The organism is Variovorax sp. SRS16, from assembly GCF_901827165.1.
Classification (GTDB): domain Bacteria; phylum Pseudomonadota; class Gammaproteobacteria; order Burkholderiales; family Burkholderiaceae_C; genus Variovorax.
Map to the genome: position 1 here is coordinate 116,852 of NZ_LR594667.1, position 18,607 is coordinate 135,458.

Sequence of the window (18,607 nt, forward strand, 5' to 3'; positions counted from 1 at the left end):
CGCCTCCCAAGCCCACCTTTCAGGGCAGCGCAGGAAGGCGCGGCTGGCTAGCTAGGAGTTTTGCGCGCTTGAGCAGCTCCCTACTGGTGACAGCGAGGGCTCCCCGAGATGTCGCGACCTGGCGCTGCTCTGCCGTGATGTCGTAGTGAGGATGGCGCGTACCTCGGTGGTACCAGCAGCGGTTTATGCCGCACTCGGCCGCGAAACTGTGCAGCTGCTCGAGCGAATCCGCGGTCAGGTGAAAGCGCGGCTTACCCTTGAAGGGAATCGCAGCGTCGTCGACATAGGTCGTCACGGCTTTCGCTGCTTCAGGTGGTCGATGGCCAGAATGCAACCCGCGATGTGGCACAGGCCGATGTACAGCGACGCGAACTCCATGCCTACGTCGACAAGGCCCCAGTCAAGCTCGCCCATGAACAGGGCGTAAGCGATTGAAAGCAGATGAAGGGCCATTAGGCCGCCAAATACTGCCACAGTCGCCTGCAACTGCCGGACCGGAACGCCGGACTTCGGGTGCCGATTCAGCGAGAACACGTACAGGTACGTCCATGCGACCAGGGCGACAGGGTAGGTGAGGATGAGCACAGGAGGTTCCAGGGTTGGAGGGGCAGCGTTCTGTAGCCACCTGCTTTAGCCTTGGCTAAAACCGTCTTCCCTATACTGACGGCAAAGGGACCGCATCTCGCAAGGGCGCCCGTCTCCGCTAACGAACTACCAAATCGCCGAATGTCATTTGACCGAATCAAAGGAGTGCTGGACGGCCATTAGTTTCACAACTAATGGAGCCTTCCAATGCACACTATTCCGCCCTATCAACCGGGCGTGACCCTGCGCCATCGCAGCGGCGCAAGCTACGACTATCCCTCGCTCGAGGCGGCGTTCCGCGCCCTCGGTTACTGGTGGCTGAGCCAAAACCTCGGACTCGACTTCACGTCGCCCTTCTACTGCTCCCGTCTGCTGTCTTGGGTGACCGCAGACTGGATGATGGTGACGGACTTTGGCGCGCCTGTCGTGGTCTCTGATTTCGAACGTTTCCGTGGGCCGCCCCGCCGTCCCTTCTGGGCCTCGAAGCACGACTACTGCGGCTACGGCCCCGTACCAGGGACGGGTCGTCATCACGGCGGTCACCACTTCCGTCGCGTCCATCACATCAACGAACGACGCAATGCAGTGCTCGTCGTGCACGAGGATGGCGAGGTCGCGCCTCGAGGTAAGCGCGCTGCTGCCAACCTTCCGACCCCGTGGGACGACTACGCGATTGCGGCGCGCGACGACCGCTGCTGGAAGCGCAGTCGCAAGACCCAGTGGAAAGCCCGGGTCTGAGCGGCGTACCGCAGGAACGGCGGCTCGTACGCCCACTGGGCGGCCAGGCTCTAACCGGTCTTCAAGGGCCGGCTATAGGCGTCGAGAGCAGGGTCGGTAGCTATGCGTAAGACACAACATCTCGCTTAACTCATGCGTAATCGCTCTTCCAAGCTCAGTTTCCCTCACGTCATCGTGGGGGCCGCTACTTCCGCGACCCAGGAGGCGCTCGCTCTGCATCGCCAGGTCGAGGAGGTACTGCCGTGCAATGTCGTGAACTCCTCGGCTTCGACGCGCCCTTTGCCCGGGACACATGATGGCGAAACAGTCGGATACTTTCACATCCGCAGCCCTGGTCAGCTGGGGCGGCCCGCAGACGCAATCGCGCGCGCCTTTTCCATGGATGGAGCGCCGGGCGAGACGTTCTGGCACCGCACGTTCTCATTCGACGAAACCGGCGCACTTGAGGAATCGCTCCCGCTCTTCACAACGCTGGACGAGCCCGCTTTGCGCAGGCTGGCCACTGAGGCGCCGTTGGGGGTCGTCAGCAGCCTGGCAGGCAGTCGGCACATCGCGTTCGCGCAAAGCACGCAATCTCCGGAGGTGGCCGCCTTTGTTGACTTTTCCCTCGTCATCCGCCCGGAGGTGGATGCGGAAGAGGTTCTTGCCGCCCCCTGTAGAGCCGGGGGTGTCCGGTTTGAGGTCAGCCTCAATCAGCTCGTGACCCGCGCCAGCATGCGGGGTGCCGGCGCCGCGGCAGCCCTGGTGGAGTTCGTGGTCGATGTCGTTCAGGCAGAACTGGAGGCGGCCCTTGCCCGCCTGAAGCCCGTGGCCGATGCAGCAGGCCTGACTCTCGTCGGGAACGTGTGTGTGAGTACGCGTCGCGATAGCCAGGCAACGCTGATGGTTCAATCCTTGCTGGAGGCGGCGTTGACCCACGCCATGCTCGCGCTTGCCCATTCCGCGGAGATGCCTTCCTTCGCTGTCGGCATCGAGTTCGACGGCAATACCGTCAACTAGGCTACCCCGCCGCGGGGTGCCGCTTCGCAAGCCGTGCCGACTGAGTCAGGTCCGGTTGTGCCGTCCAGAAGGCGTGCGAGCGGCAAGCCCAGCGCATCCGAGAGCTTCGACACGGACGCCAGCGTTGGGTTGACCACCTGGCGCTCAACCTGGCTCACGTAGGTGCGATGAACTCCGGCCCGGTCTGCCAGCTCCTCTTGCGAGAGGCCGGCTCGTAAGCGGAAGGTACGCAAGTTGGCCGCGAGCGTGAGGGAGGCAGACGTCGGATGTCTCGGGGCGGGCATGTCGGCGCAGCTTGCCGTCCTGCGATGAAAAAATCTACAGCCAATCCATCTACCGCCTATACGTCTCGCTCCGTGGCCGGGACTCGACGCCGCTTAGACTACCAGCCGGAGGTGCAGGCATGGCTCGGTTGATTGTTGATTCGCGCGAGTCCCGCAGTGGGCTGGCGCAGCTGCTCGCGCAGCGGGGTGCTGACGTCGTCGTTGAAGAGCTCGACGTGGGCGACTATGTGCTGGCGGACGGCTTGGCCGTCGAGCGTAAGGCAGCAAGCGATTTCATCCTGTCGATTGAGAATCGACGCGTATTCGCCCAACTGGCGACTTTGAAGGCCACCTACGCTCGGGCCTTCATCGTTGTGGAGGGAAACCTCTTTGCCACCAGGTCCTCGATGGCCGAGGACGCTCTTCTTGGAGCCATGTCCTACATCACGGTGCTCGAAGGCGTTCCTATCCTCACAACTGGCACCACCGCCCAGACGGCAACGCTGCTGCTGACAATGCAGAGGCATGCCCTGGAGGGGCTCGGGTACGAGATTGCATTGTGTGCCGGGAAGCCGCGTGACCGCCTTGCCCAAAGCCAGTACCTTGTGGAAGGACTGCCCGGCGTCGGGCCGACCGCCGCGCGCAACCTTCTGAGTCATTTTGGTAGTGCGCATTCCGTTTTTACGGCGCAAGCCGAGGAACTACGCCAGGTGGCCGGCGTCGGTCCGAAGACAGTAACGACGGTGCGGGAAGTACTTGAGTTCGATACGCGAGGCGTTTCGATTCCTAAGCCACCGGCCACTTGAGGGGCTCGGCCCCACGGGCGCGACGTGGCTTTATGGAGCCGGGCGTTCGACAGGTCCTCGCTACACGGGAGCAGGACCACTCGAACGGAAAAGACACCATGGAATCTCTCGAACTGAAGTATCGCCGCCTTCCCGCGGACGCCAGCGATAGCTGGGAGCCATTGCCCGGCACCTTCAGAAGCGCCGCAAACAACTGGCTGGTCGTGCACGACCTGTTCCACCACCTTCCCCATGACCGCGGTTCGCTCGCGGAGGAACTCGCGACCCTAGGGGCGGAGTACTACGTCAACTACGAAGGCTCGGGCCTGCTGGGCGCCTACGATACGGCAGCCGCCGGCTTGCCCACGCCGGGCCTCAACGCCCTGACCCGCTCAGCGGCTGGCGTCGTAGGCATGGCCTATGAAGCGGGCGAAGGGCCGGAGGTGTTCGACCTCCGTCCGACGACCGCGCCCGTGGCGTGCGAACTGGCCGAATCGGTGTTCGTCGCAACGGAACGCTCAGCGGTCGCCGAGCTCGAGCATCTCCTCTGGGGAATGGGCAACGAGCCGGAATGGCAAGCCGCCAAGAAAGCGTTTTGCACACCCGGCCTGGTCGCCAGCTGGGTTCGACAGGGCTATCAAGGCGCGAAAGCGCGCTATCCGGACCAGGCGCGCGCTCGCGCAGGCTGGAACGAGGCAGTTGAGTTGCTGTTCACCGTAGGCTCCAAGGCCCAACCTGACGCCGTGCTTGTTGCAAGTCGACGCGGCTACTCGGCCTCCTTCGAGGTCGTTGCCTGACCCACCTTCGCGCCCCGAACTTTCGGGGCGCTTTCTTCTGTCTTCGGCCCTCCACGGCAAATTAGGAGACACCTTCCCTTCGGGAACGCGCCGGTGGCCTCCAAGAGCACGCCTTGCAGTTCCGGGTGGCGTACGGGCGCTCGCTATACGTGTGCAGGACATTATTTCAAAGGACACCCATGTTCGGAATGAAGCGAGCACTTGCCGCTGTCGTGCTTTCCCTTGCTGCAGGTGCTGCAGCCTGCGCGGTAGACAGCGCGCTCAGACCTAGTCCCGACGAGTGGGCACTGGACTCCACCGTGAGGGGCTGTACGCTGGCCGATATTAGCCATGAAAACGAAGACGTGGTCATGGTGTTTGCATGTGCGGACAAGGCCACTGTGCTGCATCTCTCTGCGAACCTCGGTGGGACGATTCGTCGGACCGCCGAGCACTTCGAGCACCCGTGGATTCGCCAAAGAGAAGTTGCGACCAAGGAGTTGACCGAGCGCCTGGAGGAGCACCTGAGAAGTGTGCGAAATCCCGCCCTTTGACGTCGTGCTCGAGCTTCCTGCCACCAAGTACGTTTTTTCCCTTCTTCAATCGGCCCGCCATCTGGTGGGCCGATTTTCTTCTTGAGGGTCCACCCGAGGATGTCGTCGTGCGCCATCCCTATAGGCCTTACAGGCAACTGCAAGTTCTAGGAGAACCATGAGGAATAGAGACGATTTTCAAGATGGCGCGCCGTCGCGCCAGGGCTTCTACGAGGTATTGCTGCAGGACGAGACGACCACCATCGCAGAGTGGCGCCAGCGCGACAAGCGTATCGGCAAGACCTGGTGGGAGCACCGTAGCGAGCATCCCTCGATTGCGAAAACTCCGCAACCGCTAACCCGGGTGAAGGGCTACCGGAAGGCATCCGCCCAGGCCATCGAGCAGGCTTTGCATAGGGAGCTTACCGAAGCCGAGCAAGTCGAGGTTGCTTACAGGAAGCTCCGTGGAAGCAATTTGGACCGGCTGGCCGTGCGCATGCCGGTTGTAGAGCGCCGCCGTCTGCGACTTGGCATGGCCGTTACATTCGGCGCCTTGCCAGAATGTGTTGTGGTCGGGCTGCATGAGGACGACGAGTACGTGACGATTCGCTACCGCAACCTCAAGCGTGAAAGCGGGCAAATGGTGGGCGCCGGCTTTGAATACCTGACGTCGCACTGGCTGGAGGTCTTTGAGACGGCCGCCGAAAAGGGTACGTCCGTCTGCCGCCCGTCGCTCCTGGAGCGGACGGTCTTTAGCAATGGCGACCTTCTGGGGTTGGTAAGCCGCGTGGGGCATTTCGGCGTCGATGATTCGCCCGACTACCAACGCGGCTACGCTTGGACCGCTGACGACAAGGACAGGTATCTCGATTCCCTGTTCTGCGGTCGTGACCTTGGCCGATTCATCTTCGTGAACTACGGATACACCAGGCCGGCGGAGGTCTTTGACGGCAAGCAGCGCTTGAGCACGCTCATGGAGCTTGTGCAAAGTCGCAGGGCATACAAGGGCATCTACTGGCACGAAATGCTGAAGCGTGAGCGCAGGCATGTCGAGTCCCGCGTCGTCCAGGTCGCGGAGGTTCCTGCCTCGAAGGCATCGCGCGCGGAGCTACTCCAGATGTTCTTGGACGTGAATGCCGCCGGCGTTCCGCAGACCGAGGAGCATCTGAACCATGTTCGGCGCCTGCTTGAGGCTGAACAGAGGAACGCGTCAGCCAACTGATTGAGCATCGGCCACCGGAGGAAATCTCCGGTGGCCGTTCCTTTGGGTCATCTCGCTAGACAGGAGATGGTCAACGGGCTCGGCTGAAGGCTCGGCCAAAAACAAAGGAACTGAACAATGGGAAGCTTTTACGTAGCTGATATCACCTCTGGGCGCGTACTGACGGGCGACGAGCCTGTCGTGGGATTTCTGGTCGCCTCACGGGGCCACCGGTACCCTCTCGACAAGAATCCGAACGATTCAATCATCTACCCGGCTGCTCGCTTCGAACTTGCATCACTGCCGGTATTCGGCACCTATTACGACTATGGCCGAATGGCTGTCGAAGACGAGGCCCAAGTCGGCGTTCGGCTCGCCCTGGCGATGACCGGAACCACGAAATGGGACGACCTGCTGAAGCGCGGGTTGGACTCTGACGAAGGGGTCCAGGTTGGCGGGGCTAAGCGGGCCTATGGGCTTGCGCTCATGCACCGAGACAGCTACGAGCACTTGGTGGCGAGCGGCGCCGGGCGGGTTGGCAGCAAGGTAGAGCTCGCCGCTCAGAAGGCGGGGGATGTCGAGCGCATGGTCGCTCTAGCCAACCTCTACTTCGGGAAGTTGGCTGAAATGAGGGCCATGGACCCGGCGGCCCGGGGAACCAAAGAGTTCTACGGCTCATTTGATGCCGTGAATGAGTTGGCGGGAATTGCGGGCCTGCACGGCGACTGGGCTGTGGAAGACGTACCTGACATGGCGAACGGGAAAAGCATCCCTGTGCCACCGGTGGCGTCGTACCTCACCAGTGGGCAAGGCGAAGGCCGGGCCGCGGATGAGCTGAAGACAGTCTTGCGTGCCGTGGGGCTGTGGAACCTCGGACAGGCGCAGGAAAAGGAACGCTCAACCCTGGGGGAGGTTCCACGCTATCGCGACTATGTGGCTGCGATGTGGGAGATGCAGCGGTTGATGTCTGCCATGGAAGTCAACGAGCTCTCCTTCGCGCCCAGCATGCTGGCTGGGCAGCAATCGAACCACGACGCGGTTTGTGCACGTGAGCTCGCGAGCGTTCGCAGTCAATCGAAGGCTCAGATTGCGTACTTGCGCGACTACGGAGGTCCGCGGGACGTGGCTGCCGTCTTGTCGCGAATTCGGGCACTCAAGGAGTTGGCGGCTGAGCTGGAGGCGCTGCTCTCTGACGTCTCGGCTGCCGCGGACGTGGACACGGGCGCGTAGCACCCTGCCAACTGATTGAAGGCCCGCGCACTCTGCTGCGCGGGCCTTTTTCTCGCCTGTTCCCTTGGCCGGCTGCAGGAATAAGTCCGTTCGCTAAAGGTGGTTGACTCTGGAGCTGCCCAATGCAAAAACTCTTTCTTACCCTGGCCATCGTGCTTTCCGCGACGGCCGCCCACGCTGACACCCTCGAAGTGAAGGTTGATGGGCTGAACTGCGCGCTTTGCTCGGACCAGATGCGGGCGTCCCTGCTAAAGGCAGCGGACGCGACTGCAATCGAGCCTAAACTGGAGTGCGGCGTCATCTTCCTGGAGACCGAGAAGTCGCCAGTGGCCACGGAAGCGGCGCTTGGCTGGACGCTGACAAGCCACGGGTTCAACTTGAAGAGCGTCGAGCGTTCGCGCAAGACGCTTGAAGAGGTCCGGAACCTAAAATGCTGAACCGTGAAGGCGCTACGGTCGCCTGGCTAACGCTTCTTACCAGCAGCTCGACCCTGGTCTGCTGCGCTCTGCCGGCAGTCCTTGTGAGCCTCGGCGCGGGCGCCAGCCTGGCGTCGCTTTTAACGGTCTTCCCTCAGCTCATCTGGATTTCCAAGCACAAGGCGCTCGTATTTGGCCTTTCGGCTGCGATGCTGCTCGTCGCGGGCTACTTCCAGGCCAAGCCGGCCTCATGCCCGGCTGACAGACGGCTGGCGGCAGCTTGCGTTCGCCAAAAGCTGATTTCGAGGGTGGTGTACGGCCTTGCGGTGGCCGCCTACGCGACCGGCGTGTTCTTCGCTTTCGTCCTGCCGCACCTGTTGTAGTCGACTTCGCCTAGCGGAGCACCGAGTGGTCCGCCTCAGCGGTGGCCATCTCCTGGTCGAACGCGGCATCGAACGTAGGATACAGGCGGTCTCCGACCCGAAAGCCTGCGTGCTCGGTAGACGTGGCTTCGGCCAGCGCCCTCAGCCTGTCATAGCGTGCAGCTTTCGCCAGCAACTCCATCAGCGATGCGTCGGCGAGCAAGCCACCAGCTCCGGTTGCCTCGACTTTCCCGATGAAGGATTCGGCCCTGCTCTGCAGCTCTCGCAGCTCAGGTGTCCAGCGCGGGGCGTGGATGGTTAGCTGGAAAGTCAGCTGTTTGAGCAGGGCCACGGGTGTGTCCGGGCCAGTGCCGGCGGGGAACGAAGCAAGATGGGTCATGCCCCGTGTAGCGCCCGGCCAGGTGCTGTCGCGCGAAGATTCGTGAGCGCAAGGGCAGCCGAGCAAACGGCGAAACGGGCCGCGGGCGGTCCTCCGGCGGGGTCGGCCTTACCCGCCCGGCCTAGGAGAGGGCGCTCCAAACATCAGCGGCCATGGCGCGGCCAAACCCCAAAAAGGCGACCAGAGTAAGTAAACACTTCAATGCAAAGTAAACGGGCCACCAGGACGCGCGCCAAATGATGCCCGGCACGCGGCGCCAAGTTATTCGCAGGCCGTTGACGGTCACGGCTTCGCGGCGGCCTTCCTGGCCCAGAGGGAAACGGCTGCACGACGCTCAGGCGTGTTCGCAATGCGAGCCGCGAGCGTGGTGCTCGATGCCGCGTCCAGCGCGCTTGCCGCGCCCGCAAGGTCCGATGCCTGGGAAGGGGTGGGCCCTTGGCCGCGGGAGCCCGCAATCATGCCTTGGGTGTATTTGGCTGCGTAGGCTGCCGCTTGCGGCCGCGCACCGTCGAAGTTAATAGCGATGAGGCGGTCGATTTCGTCCCGAATGCCATTGGCATTTGCATCCGGTCCCAGAAGCGCACGCTCTGCGGACGTCATCGAACCCAGGGCGGGGTGGTTCGACATTTCCGGCACTACGCCTTTTACGTAGTCGTCGCCGGTGGCGGCACATGCGCTCAGAATGATGGCGGCGCCAAGCGCAAGGAGGATGGTCTTCATTTTCATGCTTCCTAAATTGATTTGCCTAAATAGCATTTTAGCACAAACGCGGCAGTGCCGCACTCTAAAACGGTTTGCCAGTCCGCTCTATAGCAAATCGCTCGCTTCGCTCAAGCATTTGTCGGGTCGGAGAATTGGCCACGAGGCGGCCGCTTTCAAAGGCGGTGAGCAAGGCATCGGGGGCCAGTGCCTTGGAGACAAGCCACCCCTGCCCGTAGTCCCCGCCTAAGCCCGTGAGCACATCGAGCTGCTCTTGGGTTTCGATGCCCTCGGCGACAGTGGCCAAGCCGTTCGCTTTCGCTAGGCCTGTGACGAACTGAACGATAGAGCGGTCCCTAGCGCTTTCCATGATGTGATTGACGAAACTGCGGTCAATTTTGAGCACGGCGAGCGGCAAGCGCTGGAAACTGGCCAGGTTGGATGACCCAGTCCCAAAATCGTCGAGCGCAACCCGGGCTCCGACTCTGGCCAGCCAATTCAGTGCCGCTGCCGCTCGCTCAGCGTCGGCGATGGAAACGCTTTCTGTAATCTCGAGCAGTACACGACCGGGCTCAATTCCGGTATCCGTGATGGCCGCCAGGACGCTGTCCGCGTACGCGTCATCCTGCAGCTGCACCGGGGAGACGTTGACGGAGACGTAGTTGAGGCGCAAGCCTCCCTCATCCCACAGCAGGAGCTGCCTCGCGGCCTCCCGAAGCGCCCAGTCCCCGAGGGTTGTGATGAAGCCTGTGGCTTCCGCGACCGGCAGAAAATCATCAGGCGGGACTAGCCTCTCCGGCTGCTGCCACCTTACCAGCGCCTCCACACCGATGACCCTCCGGGTCGAGAGAACGAAGATGGGCTGGTAGTGGAGAACGAACTGGCCGTTAGCCAAGGCCGCTTCGAGGGCGGCCATATCGGGAGAGGCGGCGCCGGGTGCGGAGGATGCTGTCATTCCCAGTGAAGCGACCGCGTTGGTGTGCGCTCAGTGCGCGAGCGGCAGATAGGGTCCCGGCTCAAGCCGCCTGGGGGAGAGCGGAAAAAAAAGTCCACCGAACGGTGGACTGATGAATCATCTGCAATGGAGGCCGGGAAGCCCTCAATGCAGTATCTGTTGGCGGGCCCACTCCTTGACGACAAAATGGAAGGGCATTTCTTGCCACCCACGCTCGTAGGCGAAGGCCACCATACGGTCGAAGTCGACGCTCGTGAAAGAGGCGGATTCGCGCGGCTGGGCGACCGGACGCGCTTGAACTGCTTGCTGGGTCATGAGGATTCCTATCGGGGAGAGTTGATTGCCTTTCCCGTGTAGGAACAACCGCCCGCCAGGCCAGAAAAAAGCGTCCACTCAATAGAGCGGACGCTTAGCGAATCAGAATGCGAGGCTGAGCTGTGCCTTCGCCGCAGGATGGTCTTCAGTTGCCTTCTTCCGGCCGACGCTTGTGGGCTTTGCCGGCCGGGCGGGCAGCGAAATGCCACCGCGCTTCGCCAACCGCAAGTAGAGGGAGTTGACCTCTTCTGCGAGCTTCAACAACTTCCCGCCCTGGTACTGGACAATGTCGTGATGCTTTGAAAGGAACACCAAGTCATGTTCATGACTTTCCAAGTCGGCACTGTCGTGGCAGTACTCGTGGGTCAGCGTTAGAAGAAGCTCAAAGCAACCCGCGACGCCCCTGGCCATCGCCTTCTGAAGTTCCTTGCGGCCCATCACGATATAGCTGGCGCCGTCGGTCCACGCAAGCGCCACATCCGACTCACCCGACTGAAGCTCGCGCATGCCGGAGCTGCGCTCACCCGTCAGAAACCATTGGTGGAACTTCTCATGCTTCTGGCGCAACGCCGTGAGCATGCAAAGCTCCTCCACCGGCAATTCCTCGTCAGCCGTGACCAGGTACGTTTCGGTGCACCCTAGTGCAAGCGACTCAAGGCTTGCCGTCAGGTGACGGAGGTCCATCTTGGTCCTGTCCTCGATGATGCCAAGCAGGTCGTCCAGCGAATGGACCCTGAAACGCGAGAGCGTCTCTTCCGCCAGCACAAAGGCCTTCCCTTCCCGGTGCAGCTTGTTTCCGATGCGACCGTGGCTGCCGCGGGCGACCGCCAGCCGCGAGGCATTAGAGAGGTCGGTCAACGAGCAGTGGCGGCCAGTCGCATCAGTGAAGAGCTTCACGTCGCGCAGCTCGAGTTCCTTGTCGGGGGGCAGGGTGCCATAGCTCCACTCTCGTGCCAGGAAGTCTCGCTCTTCCTTCGTCAGCGACACCTTGGACGCAACCTTGTTGAGGCCGTACGTCTTCATGTGTTTTGCAATGCGGCGCCAGACTTCGCACTTGTGGCGAAGAATGTCGTTGCGCGCGAAGTTGACTTCAAGGGCCTGCTTCGAAACCACTAGGCCCCCAGTCCCGAACTCGTAGTTCGGAAACTTGCAAACCAGAACGCCCATGTTGTAGACCAGCAGGTCACCGGTCCGGACGATTTTGATGTACGCGTCGTCCGTTTCGGTGTCCCACTTCTGGTCTTTCACGTTGCGGCTGATTTCGCGGCCGTTCAACGTCACGGGAATCTCTGCAAAGCGCACGAGCTCAGAGAACTCGCGCACAACCTCGTCGAGAGCCGCTGCGCTCAGTGCCTCGTAGAGCTTCGCGTCGATGCGGCAGCCCTTCGATGTCGGAAGATTCTCGGTCAATTTGTAGCCGAGGTTCGGCTGCCCGATGATGTCGACCTCCATCTTGAAGGTGCCCGTGCGCCAGGTGTTGACCCCGAATGAATAGAGTTGTCCTCTGCCCATGCGGAAACGGCCGAACCGGGCGTCGCCGTCCTTGTGGGGCGTGCCGAAGGTTTCGAACCACTTGATGATTTCGTCCTTGGACTGAAAGCCGCGGCCGTTGTCCCGAAGCGTGAAGCTTGCTTCGCCGAGCTTGATGCTCACGCGGGTTGCGCCGGCGTCGACAGAGTTCATGACGCCTTCGAGAAGCGCCTTGCCCAGTGTTCCTGCCTGGGATTGGATGACCGATACGAGGATGTTGCGGTCCACCGCGAAGTCACGATTTTCGGAAGTCATGTGTCTTGAGGCCCCGAAGGGCTGTAGTTTGTCCTGGTGCGTGTAGCGAAAAGGACAAGGGCGCCTCAGTAAAAGCGCGTCCCCCGGAGCGGGGTCGGTGAATGCCGCCTGCGCGGCGAGGCCTGCCTTGTTACCGCGACGAGGCGCGGGTACAGCGGGGGGGGAAATATTCGACCGGCCACACAGTTCTTGTGGGGCCGCTTTTCTTATCGAAAGGGCACGCGTGTCCAAAGAAAAAGGGCCCGCGACGGTGTGCGGGCCCTGAAGGAGTGGTTAGCGAATTAGGCCTAGGGCGGACTTTTCGGCATCGGTGAGCTTTTCCAGGCCCCTTTTTCGATGCTCCTGGCGTTCGAGCTCGGCTTGGCGCAGGCGCTCCTGCTCGGCGAGGTATTCGTCGAACCAGGTGATGGCGCGGTCCAGGGCCGCGTCAATCTGCTCGAACTCGCAGGCCGCGGTGCCCGATTCGGCGTGCACGTTCGCGCGGCCGCCGGTCGACTCCAGGTGGAAGGACTGTGCCACGGCATCCACGCGGAAGTCGTCAAACCACCAGCTATACGCGTCGCGAAAGCCGGTGTGGTCGCGTGCCAGGAGGGAAAGCCGCAGGGCCTTCGCCCAGATTCGCAGCCACCAGACTGGGCGCTCGGTCTCGAAGCGCCCGATTCGTTCGGCTTCAGCCGCGGCTTCGGCGGCCTTGCGCTGGACCAGCGCGGCACTCCGTTCTGCAGCCGTGGGCTTGGGCTTTAGGGGCGCCTTGGCCTCGAGGAGAGTCTTGGAGGATGTCATTTGGTCGTTCTTTCGTTGGGTTGTCCTGATGCCCCCTGTAGCTATCGCATGGTCAATGGTGGAGCCGAGATGCACCACGCCTATATCCGCGCCTCCCGTGGCTGACTCGCTACACGCTCCAGGACCTGTTATCAGAAAGAGGCATCAATGGAAGACTACGAACAACCCCCTGAGGAAAAGCTCCTCCTCATCGACGGACTGAACATCGTACGGCGCGTCTACGAAGCCATTCCGGCCGACGATTCGCCTGAGAAGGCCCAAGGCGCACTGCGCTCGTCGCTGGCTTCCTTCAGGCGCGCACTGAGCGAGCACCGGCCAAGCCACGTACTTGCCCCGTTCGATTTCGGCGGTCGCACCTGGCGGCACGACCTGTACCCAGCCTATCGGCAGAAGCGAAAGCCGATGCCCCAGGACCTCCGAGCGGCGCTGCCTGAGTTCCGCGAGCGCATCAAGGACATCGGCATCCATTCAATCTCGGTCGAAGGTGTCGAGGCGGATGACGTCATCGGCACAGTCGGCGGCCTTTGGGCCAAGAGAAAGCCCGGTGCTGAACTCGTGGTGGTGTCCAACGACAAGGACATGACCATCATGCTCGCACAGGGCGCCCGAATCCGGGACCACTTCAAGCCGGAGTGGCGTGACGCCGCCTGGGTCAAGGCCAAGTTCTTCGTGCCGCCCGAGTTGGTTCATGACGTGCTGGCGTTGACGGGCGACGATTCGGACGATGTGCCAGGCGTCCCCGACGTTGGGGCGACGACGGCGGGCCAATGGATTGCCAAGTACGGTGGCCTGGAGAACCTACTGGCTGCGGCAGGCGAACTGAAAGGCAAGCGCGCCGAGAACCTTCGCGCGCACGTCGACCAGGTTCGCCTGTCCCGGAAGCTCGTTGCGTTCAAGACAGACATCTCGCTCGGCCTGACCTGGAACCAGCTGCGCTACCAAGTTCCGGTAGCGGCCTGAACTTTCCATCATTCCTGCTGCCCCGCTGAAAGTCGGGGCAGCCATTTTTTTTGGCTAAAACGCTTCGCTATTTTTGGAACTACATCTCGCGGAGGAGACAGTGTCGAATCGTCATGCCCAGAGCCGGCGTGCGTTCGTGGAGTTGGCCCGGAATCGCGGCTACGACCTTGAGCGCAACGGGCACAACTACGCTAACAAACTGACGAACGATGCCTTCGGGATGTACGAAGCGGGCTGCCGACAGCAGTCCCCGGTATAAGAAGCCGGCCCCTGGACCGCTGCGCAAGCAAACGACGGCCCGGTATTCATCCAGAGCGACGACTTCACCCATGACGCCCGACTGAGCATCTCTGGAGACTTTGGGCATGACCGGGTTCGATTTGCGTATGCGGAGGAGCTGGCTCGCCGGCTCAATCGCGCCAGCGGCCAAACTGTTCAGCTGGACGGTGAAGTACCGTACGAAAGGCTTCGAGCCTATTTCCTCGCGCTCGCACGCGTGCTCGACGCCCTTGGCTTAGACGAGAGCCAAACCCTCCGCTACGCGCCGGAGTGCATAGCAGCCTCGGTTTCCGCCGCGCTGGAAGCCCGAGGCATCGCGCCAAATCAACGACTTTCCTAGCGGCCCGTCGGACGCTCGGCCTCCTGGAGCTTCGTAGCCTACGGCAAAGTGCCCCCTGCACGTGAGCGAGGGGGCACGGTTCGCAGAGATGTCTGTCAGAGTTGCTCGATACCGGCAAGCTTCCAGGTTCCCCCGCCCGAGGGTTTCAGGAAGTGCCAGACCTCTTCGATGACTTCAGAGGGGTCATCCCCCTCGGCGATTTCCGCCTTGAAGTGGATGCTGCCAGTGAAGGACGCCGCCGAGCTTACGAAGTCGAGCACACGATTGCCCCGGACGCTCACGGCGAGAACTTTGGTACGCGGCGCTTCGTTCCGTTCATTGATGCTCGAGACAAAGTACTGCAGTAAGTCACCATCGTCGCTCAACGCTGCCAGTTCTTCCAGGTCACCTCGGTTGTTGGCGTCCTGCACGCGTCGAAACAGCTCCGGGGCTTCCCGCAGCAGTTCGGACTGTGCGTCGGCCGACGGCGCAGCAGTCGCGCGGGGGCTAGGCGTCGTCGCCAGCGCTGGGTCGCTGCCGGCCTTGTTCGTCCCGGCTTGACCCGCCGGCTGGTTGCCGCGGTCTCGCTTCACCAGACTGCGCAGGAGGAAGAAAGCGCCAACCACGACCAGCAAGGCCAGGAGCAGGCCACCGAGCATGCTCGCGGGCGCAGGCTTTTCTGTTTGTGACGTGGGTGGGTTGTTCACGGCGGCCGATGTAGCCCGAGGCGCCCGTTCGGAATAGCCCCCCGCCTCGGGGGCCTCGTGCTTCCGATTCGAGCTTCGTGCACCTGGGGTGTCTGGGTGGGTGTCGACGTGGGAGCGGGGTCTCGGTTGTCCGCCATCGCGTAGCCCGCGACACCGGCAAGGGCGGCGGCGCCCGCAATCTGGGCCCCGCTCCAACCGCGGCGTGGCGCTTCCTGGGTGGCCGGCCGAGCGTAGTTTCCGGCGGAGCCTCCGCCCGCCGAACCGCCACCCGCCGTGAGGGGCGTGCCCTCGCGCCGCGGCACATTGCTTCCGATGATGCTATTCCCGTTGCCCGTCGGCTGTGTAGCAGGCACCTCAGTGGCTCGCGAGTATGAGCGGGCAGGCTCAGCGGGCCGCGAGCGCGCCTCGCGCATGGCTTCGGAGCGCCGCAACCCTACCGACGCTCCGCCACCCGCGCGGACCGGCGCCCTCGCGGGAGTTGCGGTGACACTGCGGGAGGACGTAAATGATGACTTCGAACCGGACGGGCTGCCGGCGCGGGCATCTGCGGGCAGCGAAACTGCCAGCATGGCGAGGGTGGCCAACACGGCGGCGAGAGTTTTCAGCTTCAGCATTTGGAGGCTCCTCGGAATCGAAGCGGGTACGCGTTGTGACTGGAATAGAGACGGCGCTGTAGCCGCATCAGCCCGGAAGAAAACGCCTTCCCGGGCGAGAAGGCACGGGAAGGCGATAGGAATCAGCGGCCTGCCGGTTGGGCTGCCGCGCGCTCTACGAAGCGGTACGACTCGGTCAAAAACTCGAGGGCCGTTCTGCCACCGCCAAGACCGCCCAATTGGCTGCAAAGGTGATGGTCATAGACGATGCCCGCAGCGCAGGCCGATGCCGCTTGCTTGAAATCGCGCGCGAGCCACCCGTCCAGAACCCAGCGGATGAAGTGCGGAGCGAGGACCCGGTCCAAGGCCTTTGGGTCGATTTCCGGGCTGAGCGAGCTCAACTCGTCGTAGAACCGTATCGGCGCGCCATGGTCTTGGCCAGAACGGGGTACGGCCAAGATTGCCGGCTCAAGTGGCGGCGGAGGCTCCCCTGAAAAATCCGGAGAACCTTCCAGCAGGAAGGAAGCGAAGGCAACGTCTGCGGTGTGTTCGACTGCGCAGACGAAGTCGCGAGGGTGCCAGTTGCGCGCAATCCAGTGCGTGTACGTCGCGTGAAGCTGAATTCTCAGCTCTCGCAGTTCCGCTGCCGGGTTGGCCAGGTTGTCGTCGCCGTAAAAGCGCTTTGGGGCTTGGGTGGGCATGGGTTGTCTTGTATGAGTGGTCCTGGTTCGTCTAGCAAGCAGGCTCAGGCCATTCCTTGCGCCCGCCCCTAAGGCCGTGCGGAGCTTGCTGGTAAAAAAAAAGGGGGCCGCGAAGGCCCCTCTTGAGTGAACCGGGAGGGCTCAACGCTGGGTCAGCTGGTCGACCTTTGGCACGGCCCCGATTTCCGGCTGGCCTTCCACGTATTCGACTTTGGCACCCGTTGCCGATTCCACGCTGCGCGCCATGTCGAGGATGGTCTTGTTGGTCCACTCCTCTGGAGTACCAATTGCGCTTGCCACGGCGTCCCGCGCCAGGCCGCTCAGCCCGCCGCTCGCCTTCTGGAACACGGCATACATGTTCAGCTCGTAGCCATCCTTGTATCGATAGATGCAGGTGTACAGGGTCAGGTTGTCGGACCCCGAGACGCTGCGATTGGCACGCGACGTCCAGACGGCGCCGTCGCACTTGGCAACGCGTGGAATGGAGGCGCCGGCGCCCCCCTGCATGGCCATGATTGCGCCCAGCGAGGTCCCGCCCAGTGCCGCGGCAGGGTCGACGAGCTGGAAGCGACCGGCCGTCTCGGGGACCTTGGCGCCCATCTGCAAGGGACGGTTTTGCACCACCGAGTTCGTGTTGCGGGCCAAGCCGTCGGCGGTAGCCTTGATGACGGCGTCCGGGGTTGCGCGGGTCTTCACTTGGAACACGTGGTAGTGCTCCACGGTTTCGTGGCGCTTCGCAAGGGTGGAGTTGACCGAGCCGCAGCCGGCGAGGATGAGGACAGCAGCGACTGCGACGGTGACATGAATGGATTTTTGCATTTTAGATTGCCTGTTTCTAAGGGGAGGTGGTACGCGAGCGCAGCGCCGCCTTAGAAGCATTTTAGCATCAGCAGTATCGAGGCGCAAGCTGTTGGCGTTTTAGATGCTGCGAGTATGTCGTTTAGCCAGTCGAGCGCCCCCAGGGCGATTCCCTCGCCGGCCCCGAATGGTGGCTACACAGGGCAGGACTACTTTAGGGAGCTACTGCCCATGCCAATGCATGTTCTTGCCTACCACGCGACGGTTGCGCGCGAGGATTTCCCCCGCTTCGAACTCAGCGATGACGTTGGCTACCATTTCGGCTCGAAGGATACGGCTAACCGCAGGTTGGAGCACCTCCTACAGGGAGGCGACGAGGACGACCTCGAGGGCGCGCGCATTCTCCCGTGCCTCCTCACGATGCAAAGCCCTTTGCGCATGGCTGACTGCCATACGTGGAGCCTCAACAACGTCATCCCGGCGTTGAGGAACGCAGGTGTCATCTCGGCGGAGCAGAGTGATGCGCTGTGGGACGAAGGCTATCTCGACCAGGCTGGCTTCCGAGCATTGCTCGAAGGCGCCGGCTATGACGCGGTCATCTACCGCAATGAAACCGAGGGCGGCGGGGATTCCTACCTGATGCTTGACGCTGACCGCATCGAGTTCGCCTTAACGAAAGCACCCGAGACCGACCGATGATTCGAGCCCTCCACCGGAGGGCTCTCTTTTTAGGCCGCTCGCCACGGCGCGTACTTGCCCCACACCGCGATGAACTCTCGGGAGCCATTGTGTGCGCGGGAGTACAGCCACGAGGGGTGGAGGAGCGTGTGAGGTAAGGACCAGATGGACTTGGCCCGGTGGACGTGTGTGTTCCCGATGACCACGTAGGTTTCGCAGTTGCGGATGATTTCCTCTTCGACTACGCCGTGCTCGTTTCCGCCGGCTTCGTGGCGGGCCGGGTCGTACTTGTGAGTGACCCATGAGGCAACCACCACCTTCGGCTTGAGCGCGCACACCGCGTCGACGGCGTCGTACTGCCTAACATTTGCCCCGTAGGCGATGACTGGCTGGCGCAGGGCGGCATAGTGCGCTCGGATGTGCGGCCATTGCTGCATGAGGTTGTCAGTGCCAATGATGCCGAGCGCATCGCTGAGGACACCCGTCCCTGCCCCAATCTCCAAGGCGGGCCTGTCACCAATCAACGCCTTCAGCCAAGCCACAAGCTCCAGCGTTGGCAGCCCGTATGCGGCGTGGCGGACGCCAAAAATAGCCCGCTCCTCAACCGTCGTCCCTTCATAAAATGCGGCCGGCATAACTTTGAGTCGGCCGCCTTCGTCAAGCACCAGTGGCGCGATGTCGCGAACTTTCGTCGGGTCCAGGGCGCGAGCCTCAATCATCGGGGTCTTTCAGGGGAGCAGCGGGCGT

Annotated in this window: 25 protein-coding genes; 11 read left to right on the forward strand and 14 right to left on the reverse strand. The window is 62.4% G+C overall.

Annotated elements, in window-relative coordinates:
* Positions 1-19: 19 nt before the first annotated feature.
* Positions 20-295, reverse strand: coding sequence for a DUF4031 domain-containing protein (locus tag E5P2_RS28520; RefSeq protein WP_162570742.1), 276 nt, complete (start codon positions 293-295; stop codon positions 20-22).
* Complete coding sequence (locus tag E5P2_RS28525; protein ID WP_162570743.1) at positions 292-585, reverse strand: hypothetical protein; 294 nt, start codon at positions 583-585, stop codon at positions 292-294. The genes E5P2_RS28520 and E5P2_RS28525 overlap by 4 nt, the downstream gene beginning before the upstream one ends.
* A gap of 207 nt (positions 586-792) precedes the next feature.
* Here E5P2_RS28525 and E5P2_RS28530 point away from each other — a divergent pair, with 207 nt between their 5' ends.
* Both E5P2_RS28530 and E5P2_RS28535 read left to right on the forward strand, forming a co-directional pair.
* The gene (locus E5P2_RS28530) at positions 793-1,323 is read left to right on the forward strand and encodes a hypothetical protein (RefSeq protein ID WP_162570744.1); all 531 of its coding nucleotides are present in this window, start codon (positions 793-795) and stop codon (positions 1,321-1,323) included.
* A gap of 132 nt (positions 1,324-1,455) precedes the next feature.
* The gene (locus E5P2_RS28535; protein WP_162570745.1) at positions 1,456-2,322 is read left to right on the forward strand and encodes a hypothetical protein; all 867 of its coding nucleotides are present in this window, start codon (positions 1,456-1,458) and stop codon (positions 2,320-2,322) included.
* On the opposite strand, the gene E5P2_RS28540 is transcribed toward E5P2_RS28535, so the two are convergent.
* Positions 2,319-2,606 carry a helix-turn-helix domain-containing protein gene (locus E5P2_RS28540; RefSeq protein WP_162570746.1) on the reverse strand — a complete coding sequence of 96 codons (288 nt, stop codon included), beginning with the start codon at positions 2,604-2,606 and terminating at the stop codon, positions 2,319-2,321. The two genes, E5P2_RS28535 and E5P2_RS28540, sit on opposite strands and share 4 nt — an antisense overlap.
* Before the next feature lie 119 nt (positions 2,607-2,725).
* Between E5P2_RS28540 and E5P2_RS28545 the strand changes: the two genes are divergently transcribed.
* From E5P2_RS28545 to E5P2_RS28575, 7 genes are all read left to right on the forward strand, one after another.
* A complete protein-coding gene (locus tag E5P2_RS28545) occupies positions 2,726-3,391 on the forward strand; it encodes an ERCC4 domain-containing protein (RefSeq protein WP_162570747.1) in 666 nt (221 codons plus the stop codon).
* A gap of 98 nt (positions 3,392-3,489) precedes the next feature.
* Positions 3,490-4,167 (forward strand): hypothetical protein, encoded by a 678-nt coding sequence (locus E5P2_RS28550; protein ID WP_162570748.1) that lies wholly within the window; start codon positions 3,490-3,492, stop codon positions 4,165-4,167.
* 179 nt (positions 4,168-4,346) lie between these two features.
* On the forward strand, positions 4,347-4,700 hold the full coding sequence (locus E5P2_RS28555; RefSeq protein ID WP_068677205.1) for a hypothetical protein: 354 nt from the start codon (positions 4,347-4,349) through the stop codon (positions 4,698-4,700).
* Between the two features lie 157 nt (positions 4,701-4,857).
* The gene (locus tag E5P2_RS28560; RefSeq protein WP_068677207.1) at positions 4,858-5,901 is read left to right on the forward strand and encodes a DUF262 domain-containing protein; all 1,044 of its coding nucleotides are present in this window, start codon (positions 4,858-4,860) and stop codon (positions 5,899-5,901) included.
* Between the two features lie 117 nt (positions 5,902-6,018).
* The gene (locus E5P2_RS28565; protein WP_068677209.1) at positions 6,019-7,110 is read left to right on the forward strand and encodes a hypothetical protein; all 1,092 of its coding nucleotides are present in this window, start codon (positions 6,019-6,021) and stop codon (positions 7,108-7,110) included.
* A 122-nt stretch (positions 7,111-7,232) separates the two neighbouring features.
* Complete coding sequence (locus E5P2_RS28570) at positions 7,233-7,547, forward strand: hypothetical protein (RefSeq protein WP_068677211.1); 315 nt, start codon at positions 7,233-7,235, stop codon at positions 7,545-7,547.
* Entirely contained in the window at positions 7,541-7,909 is a 369-nt protein-coding gene (locus E5P2_RS28575) for a hypothetical protein (protein WP_068677213.1), read from the forward strand. The genes E5P2_RS28570 and E5P2_RS28575 overlap by 7 nt, the downstream gene beginning before the upstream one ends.
* Positions 7,910-7,919: 10 nt before the next feature.
* Here the strand turns inward: E5P2_RS28575 and E5P2_RS28580 are convergent, their stop codons facing one another.
* From E5P2_RS28580 to E5P2_RS28605, 6 genes are all read right to left on the reverse strand, one after another.
* A complete protein-coding gene (locus E5P2_RS28580; protein ID WP_146039492.1) occupies positions 7,920-8,240 on the reverse strand; it encodes a hypothetical protein in 321 nt (106 codons plus the stop codon).
* A 330-nt stretch (positions 8,241-8,570) separates the two neighbouring features.
* On the reverse strand, positions 8,571-9,008 hold the full coding sequence (locus tag E5P2_RS28585; RefSeq protein ID WP_102905917.1) for a hypothetical protein: 438 nt from the start codon (positions 9,006-9,008) through the stop codon (positions 8,571-8,573).
* Positions 9,009-9,072: 64 nt separating this feature from the next.
* Complete coding sequence (locus E5P2_RS28590; protein ID WP_083944315.1) at positions 9,073-9,942, reverse strand: EAL domain-containing protein; 870 nt, start codon at positions 9,940-9,942, stop codon at positions 9,073-9,075.
* Positions 9,943-10,086: 144 nt separating this feature from the next.
* Positions 10,087-10,257 carry a hypothetical protein gene (locus E5P2_RS28595; RefSeq protein ID WP_157103402.1) on the reverse strand — a complete coding sequence of 57 codons (171 nt, stop codon included), beginning with the start codon at positions 10,255-10,257 and terminating at the stop codon, positions 10,087-10,089.
* Between the two features lie 102 nt (positions 10,258-10,359).
* Positions 10,360-12,042 (reverse strand): ATP-binding protein, encoded by a 1,683-nt coding sequence (locus E5P2_RS28600; protein WP_068677222.1) that lies wholly within the window; start codon positions 12,040-12,042, stop codon positions 10,360-10,362.
* A 273-nt stretch (positions 12,043-12,315) separates the two neighbouring features.
* Complete coding sequence (locus E5P2_RS28605) at positions 12,316-12,903, reverse strand: hypothetical protein (RefSeq protein ID WP_162570749.1); 588 nt, start codon at positions 12,901-12,903, stop codon at positions 12,316-12,318.
* 69 nt (positions 12,904-12,972) lie between these two features.
* Between E5P2_RS28605 and E5P2_RS28610 the strand changes: the two genes are divergently transcribed.
* A complete protein-coding gene (locus E5P2_RS28610) occupies positions 12,973-13,785 on the forward strand; it encodes a 5'-3' exonuclease (RefSeq protein WP_162570750.1) in 813 nt (270 codons plus the stop codon).
* Positions 13,786-13,864: 79 nt separating this feature from the next.
* Here the strand turns inward: E5P2_RS28610 and E5P2_RS37920 are convergent, their stop codons facing one another.
* From E5P2_RS37920 to E5P2_RS28625, 4 genes are all read right to left on the reverse strand, one after another.
* Positions 13,865-14,152 (reverse strand): hypothetical protein, encoded by a 288-nt coding sequence (locus E5P2_RS37920; protein WP_162595284.1) that lies wholly within the window; start codon positions 14,150-14,152, stop codon positions 13,865-13,867.
* A gap of 347 nt (positions 14,153-14,499) precedes the next feature.
* Positions 14,500-15,090 carry a hypothetical protein gene (locus E5P2_RS28615; RefSeq protein WP_162570751.1) on the reverse strand — a complete coding sequence of 197 codons (591 nt, stop codon included), beginning with the start codon at positions 15,088-15,090 and terminating at the stop codon, positions 14,500-14,502.
* Between the two features lie 736 nt (positions 15,091-15,826).
* Positions 15,827-16,384, reverse strand: coding sequence for a hypothetical protein (locus E5P2_RS28620; RefSeq protein ID WP_162570752.1), 558 nt, complete (start codon positions 16,382-16,384; stop codon positions 15,827-15,829).
* 141 nt (positions 16,385-16,525) lie between these two features.
* Positions 16,526-17,203, reverse strand: coding sequence for a hypothetical protein (locus tag E5P2_RS28625; protein ID WP_162570753.1), 678 nt, complete (start codon positions 17,201-17,203; stop codon positions 16,526-16,528).
* A 210-nt stretch (positions 17,204-17,413) separates the two neighbouring features.
* Between E5P2_RS28625 and E5P2_RS28630 the strand changes: the two genes are divergently transcribed.
* A complete protein-coding gene (locus E5P2_RS28630) occupies positions 17,414-17,881 on the forward strand; it encodes a hypothetical protein (RefSeq protein ID WP_162570754.1) in 468 nt (155 codons plus the stop codon).
* A gap of 29 nt (positions 17,882-17,910) precedes the next feature.
* Here E5P2_RS28630 and E5P2_RS28635 read toward each other — a convergent pair whose 3' ends face one another.
* On the reverse strand, positions 17,911-18,579 hold the full coding sequence (locus tag E5P2_RS28635; protein ID WP_162570755.1) for a hypothetical protein: 669 nt from the start codon (positions 18,577-18,579) through the stop codon (positions 17,911-17,913).
* Positions 18,580-18,607: the final 28 nt, after the last annotated feature.